The 15,891-nt window shown below is 42.9% G+C and carries 15 protein-coding genes; 7 read left to right on the plus strand and 8 right to left on the minus strand.

What is annotated here, in order from left to right; genetic code table 11:
- Complete coding sequence (locus G460_RS0108945) at positions 1-1,635, minus strand: carbon starvation CstA family protein (protein WP_026955030.1); 1,635 nt, start codon at positions 1,633-1,635, stop codon at positions 1-3.
- A 224-nt stretch (positions 1,636-1,859) separates the two neighbouring features.
- Here G460_RS0108945 and accD point away from each other — a divergent pair, with 224 nt between their 5' ends.
- The 7 genes from accD (at position 1,860) to G460_RS0108980 (ending at position 8,833) form a co-directional block, all read left to right on the plus strand.
- Complete coding sequence (gene accD, locus G460_RS0108950; protein ID WP_026955031.1) at positions 1,860-2,702, plus strand: acetyl-CoA carboxylase, carboxyltransferase subunit beta; 843 nt, start codon at positions 1,860-1,862, stop codon at positions 2,700-2,702.
- 134 nt (positions 2,703-2,836) lie between these two features.
- Complete coding sequence (gene nqrF, locus G460_RS0108955; RefSeq protein WP_026955032.1) at positions 2,837-4,141, plus strand: NADH:ubiquinone reductase (Na(+)-transporting) subunit F; 1,305 nt, start codon at positions 2,837-2,839, stop codon at positions 4,139-4,141.
- 195 nt (positions 4,142-4,336) lie between these two features.
- Positions 4,337-5,488, plus strand: coding sequence for a formimidoylglutamase (locus G460_RS0108960; protein ID WP_026955033.1), 1,152 nt, complete (start codon positions 4,337-4,339; stop codon positions 5,486-5,488).
- Positions 5,488-5,715, plus strand: coding sequence for a cytochrome b5 domain-containing protein (locus G460_RS0108965; protein ID WP_026955034.1), 228 nt, complete (start codon positions 5,488-5,490; stop codon positions 5,713-5,715). Before G460_RS0108960 ends, G460_RS0108965 begins: the two co-directional genes overlap by 1 nt.
- Before the next feature lies 1 nt (position 5,716).
- Entirely contained in the window at positions 5,717-6,559 is an 843-nt protein-coding gene (locus tag G460_RS0108970; protein ID WP_026955035.1) for an N-acetylglucosamine kinase, read from the plus strand.
- A gap of 75 nt (positions 6,560-6,634) precedes the next feature.
- Positions 6,635-7,444: an N-acetylmuramic acid 6-phosphate etherase gene (gene murQ / locus G460_RS0108975; RefSeq protein WP_026955036.1), complete on the plus strand. Its 810-nt coding sequence runs from the start codon at positions 6,635-6,637 to the stop codon at positions 7,442-7,444.
- A 120-nt stretch (positions 7,445-7,564) separates the two neighbouring features.
- Complete coding sequence (locus G460_RS0108980; protein WP_026955037.1) at positions 7,565-8,833, plus strand: pseudouridine synthase; 1,269 nt, start codon at positions 7,565-7,567, stop codon at positions 8,831-8,833.
- 32 nt (positions 8,834-8,865) lie between these two features.
- Here the strand turns inward: G460_RS0108980 and trxA are convergent, their stop codons facing one another.
- The 7 genes from trxA to G460_RS0109015 form a co-directional block, all read right to left on the minus strand.
- A complete protein-coding gene (trxA, locus tag G460_RS0108985; protein WP_026955038.1) occupies positions 8,866-9,171 on the minus strand; it encodes a thioredoxin in 306 nt (101 codons plus the stop codon).
- Positions 9,172-9,230: 59 nt separating this feature from the next.
- Positions 9,231-9,779: an OmpH/Skp family outer membrane protein gene (locus tag G460_RS0108990; RefSeq protein WP_026955039.1), complete on the minus strand. Its 549-nt coding sequence runs from the start codon at positions 9,777-9,779 to the stop codon at positions 9,231-9,233.
- 16 nt (positions 9,780-9,795) lie between these two features.
- Positions 9,796-10,326, minus strand: coding sequence for an OmpH/Skp family outer membrane protein (locus tag G460_RS0108995; RefSeq protein WP_026955040.1), 531 nt, complete (start codon positions 10,324-10,326; stop codon positions 9,796-9,798).
- Positions 10,327-10,418: 92 nt separating this feature from the next.
- Positions 10,419-13,115 carry a BamA/OMP85 family outer membrane protein gene (locus G460_RS0109000; RefSeq protein ID WP_026955041.1) on the minus strand — a complete coding sequence of 899 codons (2,697 nt, stop codon included), beginning with the start codon at positions 13,113-13,115 and terminating at the stop codon, positions 10,419-10,421.
- 7 nt (positions 13,116-13,122) lie between these two features.
- Positions 13,123-13,860 carry an undecaprenyl pyrophosphate synthase gene (locus G460_RS0109005; protein WP_026955042.1) on the minus strand — a complete coding sequence of 246 codons (738 nt, stop codon included), beginning with the start codon at positions 13,858-13,860 and terminating at the stop codon, positions 13,123-13,125.
- A gap of 84 nt (positions 13,861-13,944) precedes the next feature.
- Positions 13,945-14,694 (minus strand): type IX secretion system protein PorG, encoded by a 750-nt coding sequence (porG, locus tag G460_RS0109010; RefSeq protein WP_026955043.1) that lies wholly within the window; start codon positions 14,692-14,694, stop codon positions 13,945-13,947.
- Between the two features lie 104 nt (positions 14,695-14,798).
- A complete protein-coding gene (locus tag G460_RS0109015; RefSeq protein WP_026955044.1) occupies positions 14,799-15,674 on the minus strand; it encodes an NAD kinase in 876 nt (291 codons plus the stop codon).
- Positions 15,675-15,891 lie beyond the last annotated feature (217 nt).

The following is a 15,891-nucleotide window of genomic DNA, read 5'->3' on the forward strand; positions in this document are numbered from 1 at the left end:
TCAGAGAGCCTTCGCGGGCTCTTTGATTTCTTTTTTAATGCTTTTGGTTGCCAAAATCATCAATGCAATAGCTAACACAAAGAGCAGTGCTGCAATAATGGAAAGCACATAGATCTGATCCTGAAAATTTTTCCAAGCAAAAAGACCCAAAGAGGCTAGCGTGACTGTGAACATAAAAAACATGGGCAAAGTCACGAACAAGGCATTTTTCTTTTTTCGAATCATCCATACTGCGATTGTGAGCAAGGCCAAAGCTGCCAAAAGTTGGTTGGCACTCCCAAAAATCGGCCATAGAGTCGTGAATCCGCCAGATAGGAGCAAGAGGATTGAAAAGAGTACCACCAATCCTGTCGAAACGTAGCGGTTTTGCGAAATGGTCTTGGCAGCTGGTTGAGGCATATCTTCAAAATATTCCTGCAAGGTAAATCGGGCCAGACGGGTGCAGGTATCCAAAGTCGTCAAGGCAAAAGCAGAAACCGTGAGAGCTACAAATCCTGTAGCAAACTCTTCAGAAATCCCCAAAGTAGCAATCATCCCTCCCAAACCAGTAGAGAAAAGTGCCACGGGACCTTCTCCTGCAAGTCTTTCAAGGTATTCGGCCTTGGTCAGGACCACAACTGCTCCCACAGAGATGATGGCTAAAAATGACTCGATCAGCATCCCCCCAAACCCAACTACTTTGGCATCTGATTCTTTGTCCAGTTGCTTGGAAGTAGTGCCGGAAGCTACTAAAGAATGAAATCCCGAGATCGCCCCGCAAGCAATCGTGACAAACAATACCGGGAAAATATAACCTAGATTTTCAGTAGAAACTGTGATCTCATTGCTCATTTTGATCTCAGGATTGGCAATGAAAACTCCCAGAATCGCGGCAATCATCATTCCGTAAAGCAAGAAGCTGTTCAGATAGTCCCTTGGCTGCAGTAAGAGACTCACTGGTGTCACGGAAGCCAAAAAAGCATATGCTAAAAGTGCCAAAATCCAGATTTTATAATCGAGAGCAAATGGAAGCTGCATGCCGAGATAGACAAAGAAATACATCAAAATCACCCCAATCACAGAGATAAGGATAAAGGCTGTCTTCTTACTTCCGACGAGTCGATTGACTAGTCCAAATCCAATGGCCAATACAATGAATAGAATGGAAGCTGAAGCCACTCCAGGGTTGGAAACAAACGTTTTGGCGATGATATCAGCAAAAACACCTATTACCAAGATCAATGTCGAAAAGCTGAAAAGCACGAAAAGTTGTTTTCCTCTGGTTCCGATTTGTTGCCGGATGATCACACCGATGGATTTTCCATCTGCTCTCAGTGAAGCGGCCATGCTGCCCAAATCATGCACTGCGCCAAAGAAAATTCCTCCTACCAAAATCCAGATCACTGCCGGAATCCATCCAAAAGTCACCGCAATGATAGGTCCGACAATGGGGCCTGCACCAGCGATCGACGCAAAGTGGTGCCCCAAGACGACGATGGGCTTACTGGGCTCATAATCTACTCCATCCCGATGGGTGTGGGAGGGGGCGGGATTTTTATCTGATAAACCGAATCTTTTGTAAACATATGCGCCATAGAACCTATATGCAATGATCAAAATAACTGCAGAAATTAAAAGGAGTAGTATCAGGTTCATGGGATATTATTTGGGTATTATTGGTGTAGGCAAGGGATTTGACTGGTAAAACTACGTTCAAAATTATGGAAAATTGACCCAACGTAAAAGTATTTTGACTAGGGGCGAAGAGCGGGGATAAATAGGCAGAATGGCAAGCTTTGGATTTGGAAGGTTTTATTTAAAAGATTTTCGGTCTAAATTTGTAGCCTTTGACTCGTCAAAATTCATTTTAAAAACTCAATATGGCTTGGTTTAAAAGAACTGACAAAGGGATCAAAACCTCCACTGCAGAGAAAAAAGATGCACCGGATGGTCTGTGGTTCAAAACCCCAAATGGAAACATCATCCATACCCGTGAGCTGAAAAACAATGCTTTTGTATGTCCAGATGATGACTTTCATGTGAAAATCGGATCCAAGGAATATTTTGAGATTCTTTTTGATAACAACCAGTTTACAGAACTGGACAAGGATATGACTTCTGGAGATCCTTTGAAATTCTCCGATACCAAACCCTACACCTCCCGAATCAAGGCAACGATAGAAAAAACCGACCTCAATGATGCCGTGCGTTCCGCCTATGGCAAAATGAACGGCTTGGATATCGTCGTTTCCTGTATGGATTTTAATTTCATCGGAGGATCCATGGGCTCTGTAGTAGGAGAAAAGATTGCCCGGGCGATAGATCATGCTCTGAAAAACAAAGTACCATTCTTGATGATCTCCAAATCTGGAGGAGCAAGAATGATGGAAGCAGGTTTTTCATTGATGCAGATGGCAAAGACCTCTGCCAAACTAGCACTTCTGGATCAGGCCGGGATTCCGTACATTTCTTTGCTTACAGATCCTACTACTGGTGGTGTGACAGCCTCTTATGCCATGTTGGGTGATTTCAATATCGCCGAACCTGAAGCATTAATTGGCTTTGCAGGCCCAAGAGTGATCCGTGAGACCATTGGCAAAGACCTTCCAAAAGGCTTCCAAAGTTCAGAATTTGTTCTGGAGCATGGCTTTTTGGATTTCATCGTCGATAGGAGACAATTGAAAACTAAGTTGAGCACCTTGCTGAACCTTTTGAACAATTAATCTCCCTCTTTACAAAAATATAAAGATCAAGAAGGGCAATTTTGGAAAACTATTGGCCTCTTTTATTGATTAATAAATATATTTGTGCACCCAAACAGGGTGTCAATCCATAAGAAAAGTAAAACCAAAATTTCATGGGTTCTGTAATTATTACATCCATTGTAGCATTTACGATAATCATATTGCTACTGGTATTTATTCTTTTGTTTGCCCAGTCCAAACTGGTCAATTCAGGAGATGTTAAAATCGTTATCAACGGAGATGATGGAAGTCCAATCGTCACTTCAGCAGGGGTGAGTTTGCTTTCCACACTGGGTAACCAGAAAATCTTCCTTCCATCCGCTTGCGGTGGTGGCGGTACTTGCGCCATGTGTAAGTGTGTCGTGGAAGAAGGTGGTGGAGAAGTACTTCCTACCGAAGTAGGTCACTTGAGCCGCGCAGAGCAGCAAGGCAATGTCAGATTGGCTTGTCAGGTGAAGGTGAAGCAGGATATGAAAATCCGCGTTCCTGAGGAAATCTTCGGTATCAAAAAGTGGGATTGTGAAGTTATTTCCAACTACAACGTCTCTACGTTCATCAAAGAATTCAAAGTGAAACTCCCTGAAGGCGAAACTTTGAACTTCGAAGCGGGTGGATATATCCAGATTGACGTGCCTACTATCACGGTCAACTTTAAAGATATGGATATCACTCCACATCCTGAATTGGGTCACCCAGCGGATGTTTATCAGAGTGATTGGGATAAATTCGGTCTTTGGGATTTGGTCATGAAAAATGACGAAGAGCTATTCCGAGCGTACTCGATGGCCAATCACCCAGCAGAAGGTAATATCGTGATGCTGACTATCCGTATCGCTACACCGCCATGGGATAGAGCCAACAATAAATGGATGGATGTCAATCCAGGTGTTTGTTCTTCTTATGTGTTCTCTAGAAAGCCAGGTGATAAAGTGACCATCTCAGGTCCTTATGGTGAGTTCCACATCAACCCGACACAAAGAGAAATGATCTACATCGGTGGTGGTGCTGGTATGGCTCCTTTGAGAGCTCAGATTTTCCACCTGTTCCATACAGAGAAGACTGGTAGAAAAGTATCTTACTGGTACGGTGGTAGATCCAAGAAAGAATTGTTCTATGTGCCTCACTTCAGAGAAATCGAAAAAGATTTTCCAAACTTCCAGTTCAATATCGGGCTTTCCGAACCTCTGCCTGAGGACAACTGGAAAATCAAAAAATCATTGGATGATAAAGAAGGAGACGGTTATGTAGGCTTCATTCACCAAGTATTGTACGACAATTATCTGAAGGATCATCCTGAGCCAGACGAGGTAGAATTCTACCTATGTGGGCCTCCTTTGATGAACTCAGCAGTATTGAAAATGCTTGATGATCTAGGTATCCCTCAAGAAAACATTCGATTTGACGACTTCGGTGGTTAATTCAATTGAAATAAATAAATCCCGCTTCGGCGGGATTTTTTGTTTTTATGCAAATGTCGTGTTTGGTCATTCTGACTTTGGCTCCTATTTTTCGCCTCTAGTAAAGCGCTATGCTAAGGCCTTTAGAGTTCTTTAAGAATTTCGGCTAATACTTGGTTCTTTTTTGATTATTTTTACCCTAGATCACACCCAATTATGAATATTCAATCTTTTTTTGACCCAGTTCCTGAGTTACTTTGGCAAGGTAAGCACTCCAATAATTCCTTTTTCAAACAGATTCATTGGTATGGAGAAGAGTTTCCTGACCTAAAAGGAATACAAATCGCTCTGATCGGGCTCAAAGAAGCTCGAGGTATCAAAAAATCAGAGAGTGTCGAGCGGGGCTCATTGGAGATCAGAGAAAAGCTATATGAGCTCAAAAAAGGGGTAGGGCCCTATAGGGTTGCAGATTTGGGAGATTTGATTCCCGGTGAGACACTAGAAGATACTTACCAGAAGATTCAGCAGGTAGGTGAATATCTGATGAAGCAGCAGATTCTACCCATTTATTTTGGGGGAACACATGATCTGGATTATGGGCAATACCTGTCCTACCAGAAGATGAAAAAATTGGTCAGTCTGCTCACAGTAGATGCCAAATTGGATATGGAGGAAGAGGGTCCGATGGCTGATCTTCATACTCAGGAGATCATTTTGCACCAGCCCAATTTTCTTTTTTCCTATTCGCATCTGGCGTATCAGAGTTTTTTGGTGGACCCCAGCTTGATCAATGTGGTCGAAAAGTTGTATTTTGATCATATGCGATTGGGTTTGGTGCGGAAGGAGTTCAAAGAAATCGAACCGCTGATCCGACATGCGGATTTTCTGAGTTTCGATCTTTGTGCCATTCAGTCATCTGATGCTCCCGGAGCTGTAGACCCGCAGCCATTTGGCTTGACTGCTGAGGAAGCTTGCCAAATTTGTTGGTTTGCTGGGATGAATGAAAAACTAAGTTCTATTGGTATATATGGCTATGAGCCTTACTATGACGATGCGTCCAACAAGACCGCCAAAGTAGCTGCTGTGATGATCTGGTATTTTATCGAAGGATTTTATTCCAGAAAGGACAGTCTTTCGTTCAAAAGCAGTGAATACATTAAATACACGGTTTCGCTGGATGCCAAACCCAATACACTTGTCTTTTACAAGAGTAAGCGAAGTGGGAAATGGTGGATGGAAATCCCCCAAAATGAAACTGAAAAGTATGATCGGGTGAGTACGGTGCCGTGTAGCTATTCGGACTATCAGGTGGCTCAACAAGGGGAAATCCCTGAAAGATGGATCAACGCTCAGATCAAAATGCTCTAATGAGAGAGATCACAAAGCAGCAACTAGCCCTGCGAAATGGGCAAGATAAACCTGAAATCTGGATAGCTTTCAGGGGCTTGATCTATGAAGTGACTGAGTCTAGACTTTGGAAGTCGGGAAAACATTATGAACACTGGGCCGGACAAGATCTTACCGAAGAGTTGGCCGATGCCCCTCATACAGATCAAGTATTTGAGAAATTTTCGCCTATTGGAAGGTTGATTTGATATGATTTTAATTGCAGATAGTGGATCCAGCAAGACAGACTGGAGGGTGATTCATCAAAATGGTAAAATCTCTCAGCACAGAGGGGTAGGATTCAATCCTTATTACCAAACCTCAGAGGAAATGGCAATCCAGATGAGACATGATTTTTTGGTGAATTTGGAAAGTGAGATCAGCAAGATCTATTATTATGGAGCTGGCTGCTCAGTGCCGGAGCGAAAGCAGGAAGTGGAGCAGGCGTTGCGCACTATTTTTTCTCATGCTGATATTATCGTTGATCATGATCTGGCTGCTGCTGCCCATGCCACCTGTGGGCATAGACCGGGTATCGCATGTATTCTGGGTACCGGCTCCAATAGTTGTGACTATGATGGGGAAAAGCTGATAGGGTCCAGACCCGCTCCAGGATATATCTTGGGGGATGAGGGAGGTGGTGGATACGTAGGACGTAAATTCCTTCGGGATTTCATCTATGGGGATATGCCATCCGAAATCCGTAAGGAACTGGAAGAAAGGTTTCACCTCAATCAAAACATGATTCAAGATCATGTCTATCGTCAACCCTTCCCAAATCGGTATATGGCTAGTTTTTGTCGTTTTATTACTGAGCACAAAGCCCATCCTTACTGCTACAGCCTGTTTTATGATTCTTTTCAGGATTTCTTTGACCAGCATGTCTGTAAATACCAAAATTATCAGGATAAGCCAGTCAACTTTGTGGGCTCAATCGCCTACTACAACTCGGACATTCTTCGGAAGGCAGCTCAGGACCGAGGTCTTACAGTTAATATCATTATTGAGAGCCCAATAGCCGGCTTGACATTATACCATCAGGAAAAATTGTGAAATCAAGTCTGCATGAAGTAGACAAATTAGTGAAAGGCCAAATGCAGGTGCCTTGCCCATCCAAAATTCAACCACATGAAAGTAACAGAAAGTACCTCTAACTATGATAACCTGGACAAGATGTCTGTTCAGGAACTTTTGGGAAACATCAATAAAGAAGATCATCGGGTAGCTGAAGCTGTCAAATTGGTCATACCAGACATCAGTCAGTTGGTAGAAGAAATAGTGCCTAGGATGGAAAAGGGAGGTAGATTGATTTATATCGGAGCAGGTACTTCCGGACGATTGGGGGTACTAGATGCCTCTGAATGCCCTCCGACTTATGGAGTGCCATTTGACATGGTGATTGGGCTGATAGCCGGTGGAGATACAGCCATCCGCAAGGCCGTGGAAAATGCAGAAGATGATCCTAATCAAGCTTGGACAGATATTTTGGACTATGGCTTCAATGATCAAGATACGATTATCGGTATTGCGGCCTCTGGTACTACTCCCTATGTGATTGGTGGTGTGAAAACAGCCCGAGAAAAAGGCTTGTTGACCGGCTGCATTACTTGTAACCCTAATTCTCCATTAAGTCAAGAGGTGGACCATCCCATCGAGGCTGTAGTCGGCCCTGAATTCGTGACCGGAAGTACCCGCATGAAAGCTGGCACTGCTCAGAAGCTGGTATTGAATATGATTTCTACCACGGTGATGATCAAATTGGGAAAAGTGAAGGGGAATAAAATGGTAGATATGCAGCTCTCCAATGCAAAACTGGTAGATCGAGGTACTCGTATGATCATGGAAGCCACAGGTTTGGAAGAAATAGAAGCCAAAAAACTCTTGCTATCGGAAGGCTCTGTGAGAAATGCAACGGAATGGTATTACAAAAACAAGTAAATTTTCATTGCTATGCAGATTATTCTCTGGAATGACTGTATCTTTGCGTCCCATTTAAGCGATTGAAAATCAATGGCTTGTTTGCAACGAAAATAAATACAGCAGTGATGCTGCATCCTTATGAAAAAACACAATTCAAAACGCCCTTTTTTCAACAGCAATTCTGAAGAATCTGGTGAAAATAAAAAGTTTTCCAAAGGCAAATTTTCCGACTCTAATGACAGAGAAAAAGGGAAATTTGGAGACAAAAAAGAATGGAAAAAAGGAGGCTTCTCCAAGAAATCTGATCAAGGAGATAACTTTGATAAAAAGCCCCGATTCCAAGAGGAAGGAAAAAGATCTTTTGGGAGACCAGGTGAAAGCAAAAAGAGATTTTTTGGAGGCAAGGCTGAAGAGCAGCAAGATACTTCAAGAAGTACATCTGGTAAAAAATCTTTTGGTAAAAGAAGAGAAGAAGATAAACCGACCGCCTTTGGTGGAGATAAAAAACGTACCTATCTCGGACGTGGCAAAGATCAAAAGCCTATCTATGGAGAGAAAGAGGATTCCAACTTTGGCAAAAAACCAGTAAAGAGAGGCTTTGGTAAGAATAGGCCTGTTCGTATGGAGCAGGAACAAGAAAGACCCGATTACAACTTCGATGCTTTGCCCGCCAAAAAGTCCAAGAAATCCGAAGATTCTGACTTGATTCGTTTGAATAAGTACATCGCTAATTCAGGGATTTGTAGTAGGAGAGAGGCAGACGAACTGATCGCACAGGGACTAGTCACGGTAAATAACGAAGTGATCACTGAGCTGGGCTACAAAGTGAAGAAGGCTGATAGAGTGGTGTATCAAGGTAAAAGAATCAATCCTGAAAAACCTGTCTATGTCCTGCTAAATAAGCCAAAGGATTTCATCACCACTACAGATGATCCCATGGATCGAAAGACAGTAATGCGACTGGTGGAGAAGGCTTGTGAAGAGCGGATTTTCCCGGTAGGACGATTGGATAGGAATACAACCGGTTTGTTGCTTTTCACAAATGATGGGGAATTGGCAGCAAAGCTATCTCACCCTTCTAATGAGATCAAAAAAATCTATCAGGTGACTTTGGACAAGCCTCTTACTAAAAAAGACGAAGAGGCGATTCTAGAAGGCCTGACATTGGAAGATGGACCTGCTAATGTAGATGACATGCAGGTGCTTTCTAAAGACAGAACGATTTTGGGATTGGAAATTCATATCGGTAGAAATCGAATCGTAAGAAGGATTTTTGCACATCTGGGATATGAAGTCACTGCCTTGGACCGAGTCATGTTTGCTGGTCTAGACAAAAAGGATTTGAAGCGGGGCAATTACCGGTTCTTATCTGAAAAAGAAGTCATCAAATTAAAATTCTTCGTTTAGAATAGTCAAAGCTCCCAAATTGGGAGCTTTTTTTATGTAAAACCTTTTAGAGCTTTTTCTAGGTCTCTTTTAGGCAGAATACCACCCTTTCTCCAAAGAATCTTTCCCCTTTTGAACAGGATATAATGTGGGATGGAGCGGACTCCAAATTGCTGAGCGAGTTGCGGGTGTTTGTCAATATCCAGTTTCAGCAGATTTATTTTGCCTCCCAATTCATCTAAAACCTCCTCTATGATCGGGTCCATGGTTTGGCAGGGACCGCACCAATCAGCCCTAAAATCTACCAAGACGGCATCCATACTTTTACTGATCAGCTCTTTGGGGTTCTTTTTTGGCATGGGTAAAACTAAAAAAAACCGGCCTTTTGGACCGGTTTTTAGATTTCGAAATCTTAAGATTAATTTCCTTCAGTAGGTGCAACTGGCATCTGAAGTCCAAGTTTGGCCAAAACCAACTCAGTGAATTTATCTTCTTCTTTAGTGTAAAGCAAGATAGGTGCTTGACCGGCAGTTTCAGCAAATACGTGTGTGTAGTTGTTTTCAGCAGCTACTGCATTGATCGCATTGATGACTTTGGTTTGTACTGGCTCTAACAATTCACCCAATTTTCTCTGGTAAGAAATCTGGGCATCATTTTGATATTTTTGAAGATCTTCCTCCAATTTCATCAATTCTTGTTGCTTGGCAGCTCTAGCCTCTTCAGTCATGGTCTGAGCAGCTTGCTGGTAAGTCTGTACCTGTCTTTGGAAGTCTGCTCCCTTGGTTTGGATGTTTGTTTGGAGCTGAGTTTGGTAATCTTGAAGGTCAGCACCGATCTGCTCCATTTCTGGCATCAGGTCCATGATAAATTCTACATTGGTATAACCAATTTTCAACTCTTGTGCTTGAGCGGCAAATCCTACGCAAAACAACGCGATTGCGGAAAGGATAACTTTAACTTTCATCATTCTTAGGTTTCTATTTTTAATTATTGTCTTCTATTCCCAATTCATCCAGGACAAATTCAGAATAATCATGTCTTGGATCTGTGTAAATGATTCCCGAAGGAACCGATGCCTTGTCAAATAACATGGCCAAATTATTTTTGCGGGAAACCCGCTCGATTGCATCGTAGATCTTGGACTGGAGCGGCTGTAACAGCTCTGCCTGTTTTTGAAAATACTGACCGTCAATTCCGAAAATCCTACTGTTGAATTCCTGAGAGGCAGTTTCTCTTTTTTTGATTTCCTGCAATCTATTTTGGTACATCTCCTCAGTCAAAAGGACTTCTTCCGCTTTGAGCTGAGTGTACATTTCTTTGATCTCTTTATCCAAACTTTGTGCCTCTTTCCTCCAAGCATCTCCAAGATTCTGGAGTTCTTGCTGGACTATTTTGTAATCTGGATGCTTGTTCAGTATATATTCAGAATCTACATATCCAAACTTTTGTGCTGCCAAAGAGCCTGAAATCAGCATAAAGAGCAACAAAAGTACGATTTTCGGCGAGTTATTCATGTCTTTTTTCAATTGATGATGTAGCTCTTAAAACGAGCATCTGGCTATTAAAATTTTGACATAAATTAACCATTCCCGGCCTGATTCCAAGATTATCTGAATTGCTGCCCGATAGTAAAGTGGAATTGAGGCCCACTTCTCTGAGTACTTCCAGGGATAGGATCAAATCCATAACCCCAATCTACCCCAAGCAACCCAAAGGCTGGCATAAAGATTCTGGCACCGAATCCTGCTGACTTTTTAAGGTCGTATGGATTGAAGTCCTTGTATGATCCCCAGTTGTTACCCGCTTCTGCAAATCCCAATAGGAAGATGGTAGCGGAAGGGTTTGGAGATACGAGGAATCGTACTTCCATCACGTACTTATTGTAGACAATACCACCGTATGGTTCAGGATCTACGGTACCTCTACTGTCTCGTCCTGGAGTGATGGATTGATTTTCATACCCTCTCAAGCCGATGATTTCTTGACCCAAAGCAAAGTTATTGAAGGTCATGCCATCGCCACCCATCACAAATCGCTCTAGTGGAATGATTCCGATCTTGTCACCATAGGATCCCAAGAAGCCCATGTGTGCTCTCGCGCTTGCGACGAATTTGGTAGATCCAAATAGTGGGGTATAAATAGATGCGTCAAACATCCATTTATGATATTCCAGCCACTTGTACTTTTCTTCGTCTGTGGACTCTGAATTCAAGTTTTTGTTCAGAGAGGCATAAGGTGGGGTCAAGGAGGTAGAGAGCATAAAGTTGGAACCAAATCTTGGATAGATTGGGTTGTCCACGTTATTTCTCGAGATAGTATTGTTGAAGGTGATACTGTTTGATTTTCCGGTAGGATAGCTCAGGCCGAAAGATGTACCAAACTGATCAAATTCATAGATCTGGAACTGCAGGGAGTTGGAGATACTAAAGTAATCATCTGGCCAAGTTACACGTCTTGCCAAACCAACAGTAGCCCCAGTGATTTTGAAGAATCCTAAATCATCCGACAGAGGATTGGAGTTGTAGAAATCCACCTGTCTCTGTACAGAGTGATTGAAGCTAAAACTCAATGCATTTGGTTTTTTGCCACCAAACCAAGGCTCAGTCAGAGAGACGGAGTAGTTTTGGAAGGATTTACCGTTTGCTTGCACTCGTAGGGATAGTTTTTGGCCATCTCCTACCGGAAGTGGATCCCACTTGTCGAAGTTTCCGATATTTTTGATCGAGAAGTTATTAAAGACCAAGCCGACGGTACCGACAAAACCATAGAATCCTCCCCAACCACCGGAAAGTTCGATCTGGTCATTAGGTCTTTCTTCCAATTCAAAAGTGATGTCTACTGTAGCAGCCTCAAAATTAGGTCTCAAATCAGGATTGATTTTCTCAGGATCAAAATATCCCAACTGAGAAAGTTCTCGAATAGTCCGTACCAGCAAGGCTCTATTAAACTTCTGGCCTGGAAGAATTCTGATTTCCCTCATCACGACGTGGTCAGAGGTACGCTCATTCCCTTTGATATTGACGGAGTTTACAGTTACCTGCGGACCTTCGAAAATTCTCATTTCCATGTCGATGGAATCTCCCACTACATTGACTTCTACTGGATCAATGTTGAAGAACAAGTATCCATCATCTTGGTAGAGTGAGCTGACGTCATCCCCTTTAGTCGGGTCATAGTTGAGGCGTTTGTCAAGCTTTTCTTTGTCATAGACATCTCCTTTTTGAATACCCAGCTTGGCTTTAAGCACGGCATCCGGATGGATGAAATTGCCTGAAAACTCAATGTTTCTGTAATAGTATTTTTTACCTTCCTCGATATTGATATCGATGTTGATCTCATCTTGACCATACTTATACACCGAGTCCTCGAGGATTTTGGCATCACGGAAGCCTTTGCTTTGGTAGAAGTTGATCACATTGTCTTTGTCGTTTCGATATTCCTTTGGAATGTATTTAGACCCGGCAAAGAAGTTGAGTTTGAAATTTTTGTTGATGTAGGTTTTTACCTCCTCTGTGGAAGTAGGCTCTGTATATTTCAGACTATTGGCTACGTCACTCGCATTGGCTCCGGTCAGTCTTGAGTAAACGTCTTTGAATACACTGACTCTGGCATGTTCCTTGGTTTTTTTGAGTTTTCCTTTGACTTTGCTGTCTGCGATTTCCTCATTGCCCAAGATGCGGATTTCATTGATTTTTACTTTGGACTTTGTGTCTACGTCAAATCTCAATCTCACCGAGTTGGGAAGTGTCGTGTCTCTTTCCTGTGCGACTCTTACATCTGCATTGAGAAAGCCCTTGTCCACAAAATATTTTTCGATGTTTCTCTGTGCTGAGTTGAGTACATCTTCTCGTACCACTCGTCCGCGGATATTTACTTTGTCTCGGAGTTCGCTTTCCTGGGTCTTATTGACCCCTGTAAATTCCACTCTGGAAAAACGAGGTCTCTCTGTCAAATCCAGAAGAAGAGAAATGTCTTCGCCTTCAATTTTGGTCACTAAGATTTTGACATCTCCGATGATTCCTTGATTCCAGAGTTTTTTCAAAGCACCGGAAATAGCCTCGCCAGGCACTTCGATCCGATCATCTACTTTGAGACCGGATAGGGAGATAATGGCGGTCTCATCCAAGGTGGAAAGTCCTACCGCTTTGATTTCTGCGATTCTATAGGTCTGAGGCTTGGAGTAGTTTAGCTCCATAATGTCCACAGGTCTGGAGGACGAATAGCGACTTTGTCCCAGACGTATCTGTGCCATGGCTGAACTTGCCCATATCAGACAAAACAGAATCAGTAAACTTCTTTTCATCAATTACTTAAGATTTAACTTGCTCACCGGTTTTTCCAAACCTTCTTTCCCTTTTTTGAAAGTCGAGAATGGCTGAGACCAGATGCTCTCTTCTAAAATCCGGCCATAGAACAGGGCTGAAAAACAGCTCTGTGTAGGCCGATTGCCAAAGCAGGAAATTGCTGATGCGGTATTCGCCACTGGTCCTGATCATAAGTTCAGGGTCAGGGATGCCGGCAGTTTCTAAGTGATCAGCTACCACCTCTTGGGTGACATCTTCCACTTTCAATTTCCCTTCTGAGATTTTTTGAGCAATGCGCTTGGTCGCTTGGGTGATTTCCCACTTGCCACTATAGCTGAGTGCCAAGATAACAGTGAGTCCGGTATTGACTGAGGTGGTTTTTTTTGCCTCCATCAGTTTGTTGTATGCAGATTTGGGTAGACTGTCGATGTCCCCTATACTTTCCAGCTGGATATTGTTATCCATCATCATCGGTACTTCGTCGGTGATGGTTTTTACCAGTAGCTCCATCAGTCCATTCACTTCTTCGAGCGGTCTGGACCAGTTTTCTGTGGAAAATGAAAATAGGGTAAGGTAGTCAACACCCAAGTTTTCGGCACATTCGATAGTGTCCTTCACTGCCTTGATAGCATGTCGGTGACCAAAGATCCTCATGGCGCCTTTTTTCTTGGCCCATCGGCCATTGCCATCCATGATAATTGCAATATGTCTGGGGATCCGATCTGGGTTGAGTACTTCCTTCATTTACTTGGTTTCCGAATACCTTACATTTTTGGAGGTACAAAAATGCTATTTCTTTTCCAAAAATTAAGCCTCAGGCTCAATTAATTAATAGGCGTAGCATTTTACGGATTCCAAAGTATAGCTGATCGTCAGGCCCAAAAAGTAATACCAGTCCTTATCGTAGGGATTACCATAGTTGATCCCCCACGGCTGATCTGGATTGGTACTGTCCGGAAATCTCGGGATAGCTGGATCACTACTGTCTATTTTGTCCAAATAGTCTGTAAACGTAGCACGTACGCCAGCTTCAGCTGCCAGAGTCCAGCGATCATTGAGTCGGTATTTCACTCCTGCTCCAAATGGAATGACCACGGTACCCACATTATATCTCTCGGAGACATTGTAGGCAAATGTGTTTCCTTTGGCAAAGATGTGTGAATAGCCTAATCCAAAGAACGCATAGGGAGACCAAAAGAATTCGGAGTCATTGCGGAGGAAATCCAAAAAATTGAATTCCATCACAGCCGAAGCTTCCAGAATACCCCCTCGGAAACGGGCATCTCTGCTGTCCACTACTGCATCGTAGGGTTTTACACTGTCAGTCGCCCGTAGTGTGCCGGCAGTGATACCGACCCGGAGCGACCATACATTGTCAAAATTTCTCTTGCCAAACAACGTGCCGTGAAGACCCAAATGGTCCAGATCAATCTTTCTGAGAATATCGCCAGTGTAGGCTGTAGTCCCTAGTCCACCTCCTACTTCATACTTTTGGGCTTGGGATTCTGCATGGATACATGCAAGCAATACAAAGCAAATGAGTAAGATTTTGGAAAAATGAAATTTGACCTTTTTCAAGACGGTGCAAGTTATAAAGTACCCAACGTTTAAAAAACGCAGACTAGTATTTCGGCGGTTAATATTTGTTAAGCTCAAAATGCCCTTTTTGAGGCATTTGGGCCTTAATTTCTCATGTCAAAGCCCCAGTTCAATTTGTACCTCAGCGTATCAAAAAAATTGTAGCTGGGTAGTTTGACCAAGCGGGCGTGGAAGTTCTCCTTTTTCACCATCAATTTCAAATCTGAAGAGATGGAAGTAGACCTGGAATCTAAAGATATTAGAAATTTTTCGGCTCTTCCTTCGATTTCAAAAGTGATTTCACTTTCATCAGAAACGATAATCGGCCGGACGTTGAGATTGTGGGGGCTCACCGGAGTGATGACCAGGTTTTTTGCCTCGGGAGAGATCAATGGTCCTCCGCAACTAAGAGAGTAGCCCGTGGAGCCTGTGGGTGTAGCCACTATCAGGCCATCAGCCCAATAACTATTGAGATATTTGCCATCGATGTAGGTATGTACCGTGATCATGGAAGAGGTATCTCTCTTGTGAATAGTAAATTCATTCAGGCCAAAATTGAGGCCATTGAAGAGACGGCGGTTGCAGTCCAAAGAGACGAGACTTCGCTTTTCAACTTGATAGTTGTTTTCACCAAGATGCTGCACCGCTTCATGGATTTTATCAGTGGCGACGGTTGCCAAAAAACCTAACCTTCCAGTATTCAAGCCTAAAATGGGGGTTTCTAACTCACCGACTTGGCAAACGGAGTCCAGCAAAGTGCCATCTCCTCCAATTGAAATCAAAAAGTCCATCTGACTCATGTCATCCGATCCATCGAGAAGCCAATAATTGAGGCCTATATTCCCGTGCATGCGTAGCTGTCGGTCAAATTGCTCGGTGACAAAAACCTCCATATGATGCTGCTGGAGAGCCTGAAAAAGGGACTTGACATCTCGGATAAATTCTGCCTTGAGTGTCAAGCCGTGCAAAGCGACTTTCATTTGTTGAAATTTTGTATGATGATCAGGAAGCTTTTCCTTTTAAAATTAGTGATGGCTAAAATATTGCTTTGAAGTATAGCGAATTGAATTTTTTACTCCAAGCTAAGCCCTTGCCAAAATAAAGGCTTAATGATCCAATAGCAGTAATTCAAATTGCTATTCTTTACATGTAAATAGGTGTTTGCCGGTATCTCAGTAGGCGAAATACTTTTCAATG

Source organism: Algoriphagus vanfongensis DSM 17529, from assembly GCF_000429465.1.
GTDB lineage: Bacteria > Bacteroidota > Bacteroidia > Cytophagales > Cyclobacteriaceae > Algoriphagus > Algoriphagus vanfongensis.

What these genes read in the sequence shown, in the direction of transcription:
- G460_RS0109000 (WP_026955041.1), bottom strand. Translation starts at nt 13,115, where the DNA reads ATGAAAAGAAGTTTACTGATTCTGTTTTGTCTGATATGGGCAAGTTCA.
- G460_RS0109005 (WP_026955042.1), bottom strand. Translation starts at nt 13,860, where the DNA reads ATGAAGGAAGTACTCAACCCAGATCGGATCCCCAGACATATTGCAATT.
- G460_RS0108990 (WP_026955039.1), bottom strand. Translation starts at nt 9,779, where the DNA reads ATGATGAAAGTTAAAGTTATCCTTTCCGCAATCGCGTTGTTTTGCGTA.
- G460_RS0108980 (WP_026955037.1), top strand. Translation starts at nt 7,565, where the DNA reads ATGAAAAAACACAATTCAAAACGCCCTTTTTTCAACAGCAATTCTGAA.
- G460_RS0108945 (WP_026955030.1), bottom strand. Translation starts at nt 1,635, where the DNA reads ATGAACCTGATACTACTCCTTTTAATTTCTGCAGTTATTTTGATCATT.
- accD (WP_026955031.1), top strand. Translation starts at nt 1,860, where the DNA reads ATGGCTTGGTTTAAAAGAACTGACAAAGGGATCAAAACCTCCACTGCA.
- nqrF (WP_026955032.1), top strand. Translation starts at nt 2,837, where the DNA reads ATGGGTTCTGTAATTATTACATCCATTGTAGCATTTACGATAATCATA.
- trxA (WP_026955038.1), bottom strand. Translation starts at nt 9,171, where the DNA reads ATGCCAAAAAAGAACCCCAAAGAGCTGATCAGTAAAAGTATGGATGCC.
- G460_RS0108995 (WP_026955040.1), bottom strand. Translation starts at nt 10,326, where the DNA reads ATGAATAACTCGCCGAAAATCGTACTTTTGTTGCTCTTTATGCTGATT.
- murQ (WP_026955036.1), top strand. Translation starts at nt 6,635, where the DNA reads ATGAAAGTAACAGAAAGTACCTCTAACTATGATAACCTGGACAAGATG.
- G460_RS0108960 (WP_026955033.1), top strand. Translation starts at nt 4,337, where the DNA reads ATGAATATTCAATCTTTTTTTGACCCAGTTCCTGAGTTACTTTGGCAA.
- G460_RS0108970 (WP_026955035.1), top strand. Translation starts at nt 5,717, where the DNA reads ATGATTTTAATTGCAGATAGTGGATCCAGCAAGACAGACTGGAGGGTG.
- G460_RS0108965 (WP_026955034.1), top strand. Translation starts at nt 5,488, where the DNA reads ATGAGAGAGATCACAAAGCAGCAACTAGCCCTGCGAAATGGGCAAGAT.
- G460_RS0109015 (WP_026955044.1), bottom strand. Translation starts at nt 15,674, where the DNA reads ATGAAAGTCGCTTTGCACGGCTTGACACTCAAGGCAGAATTTATCCGA.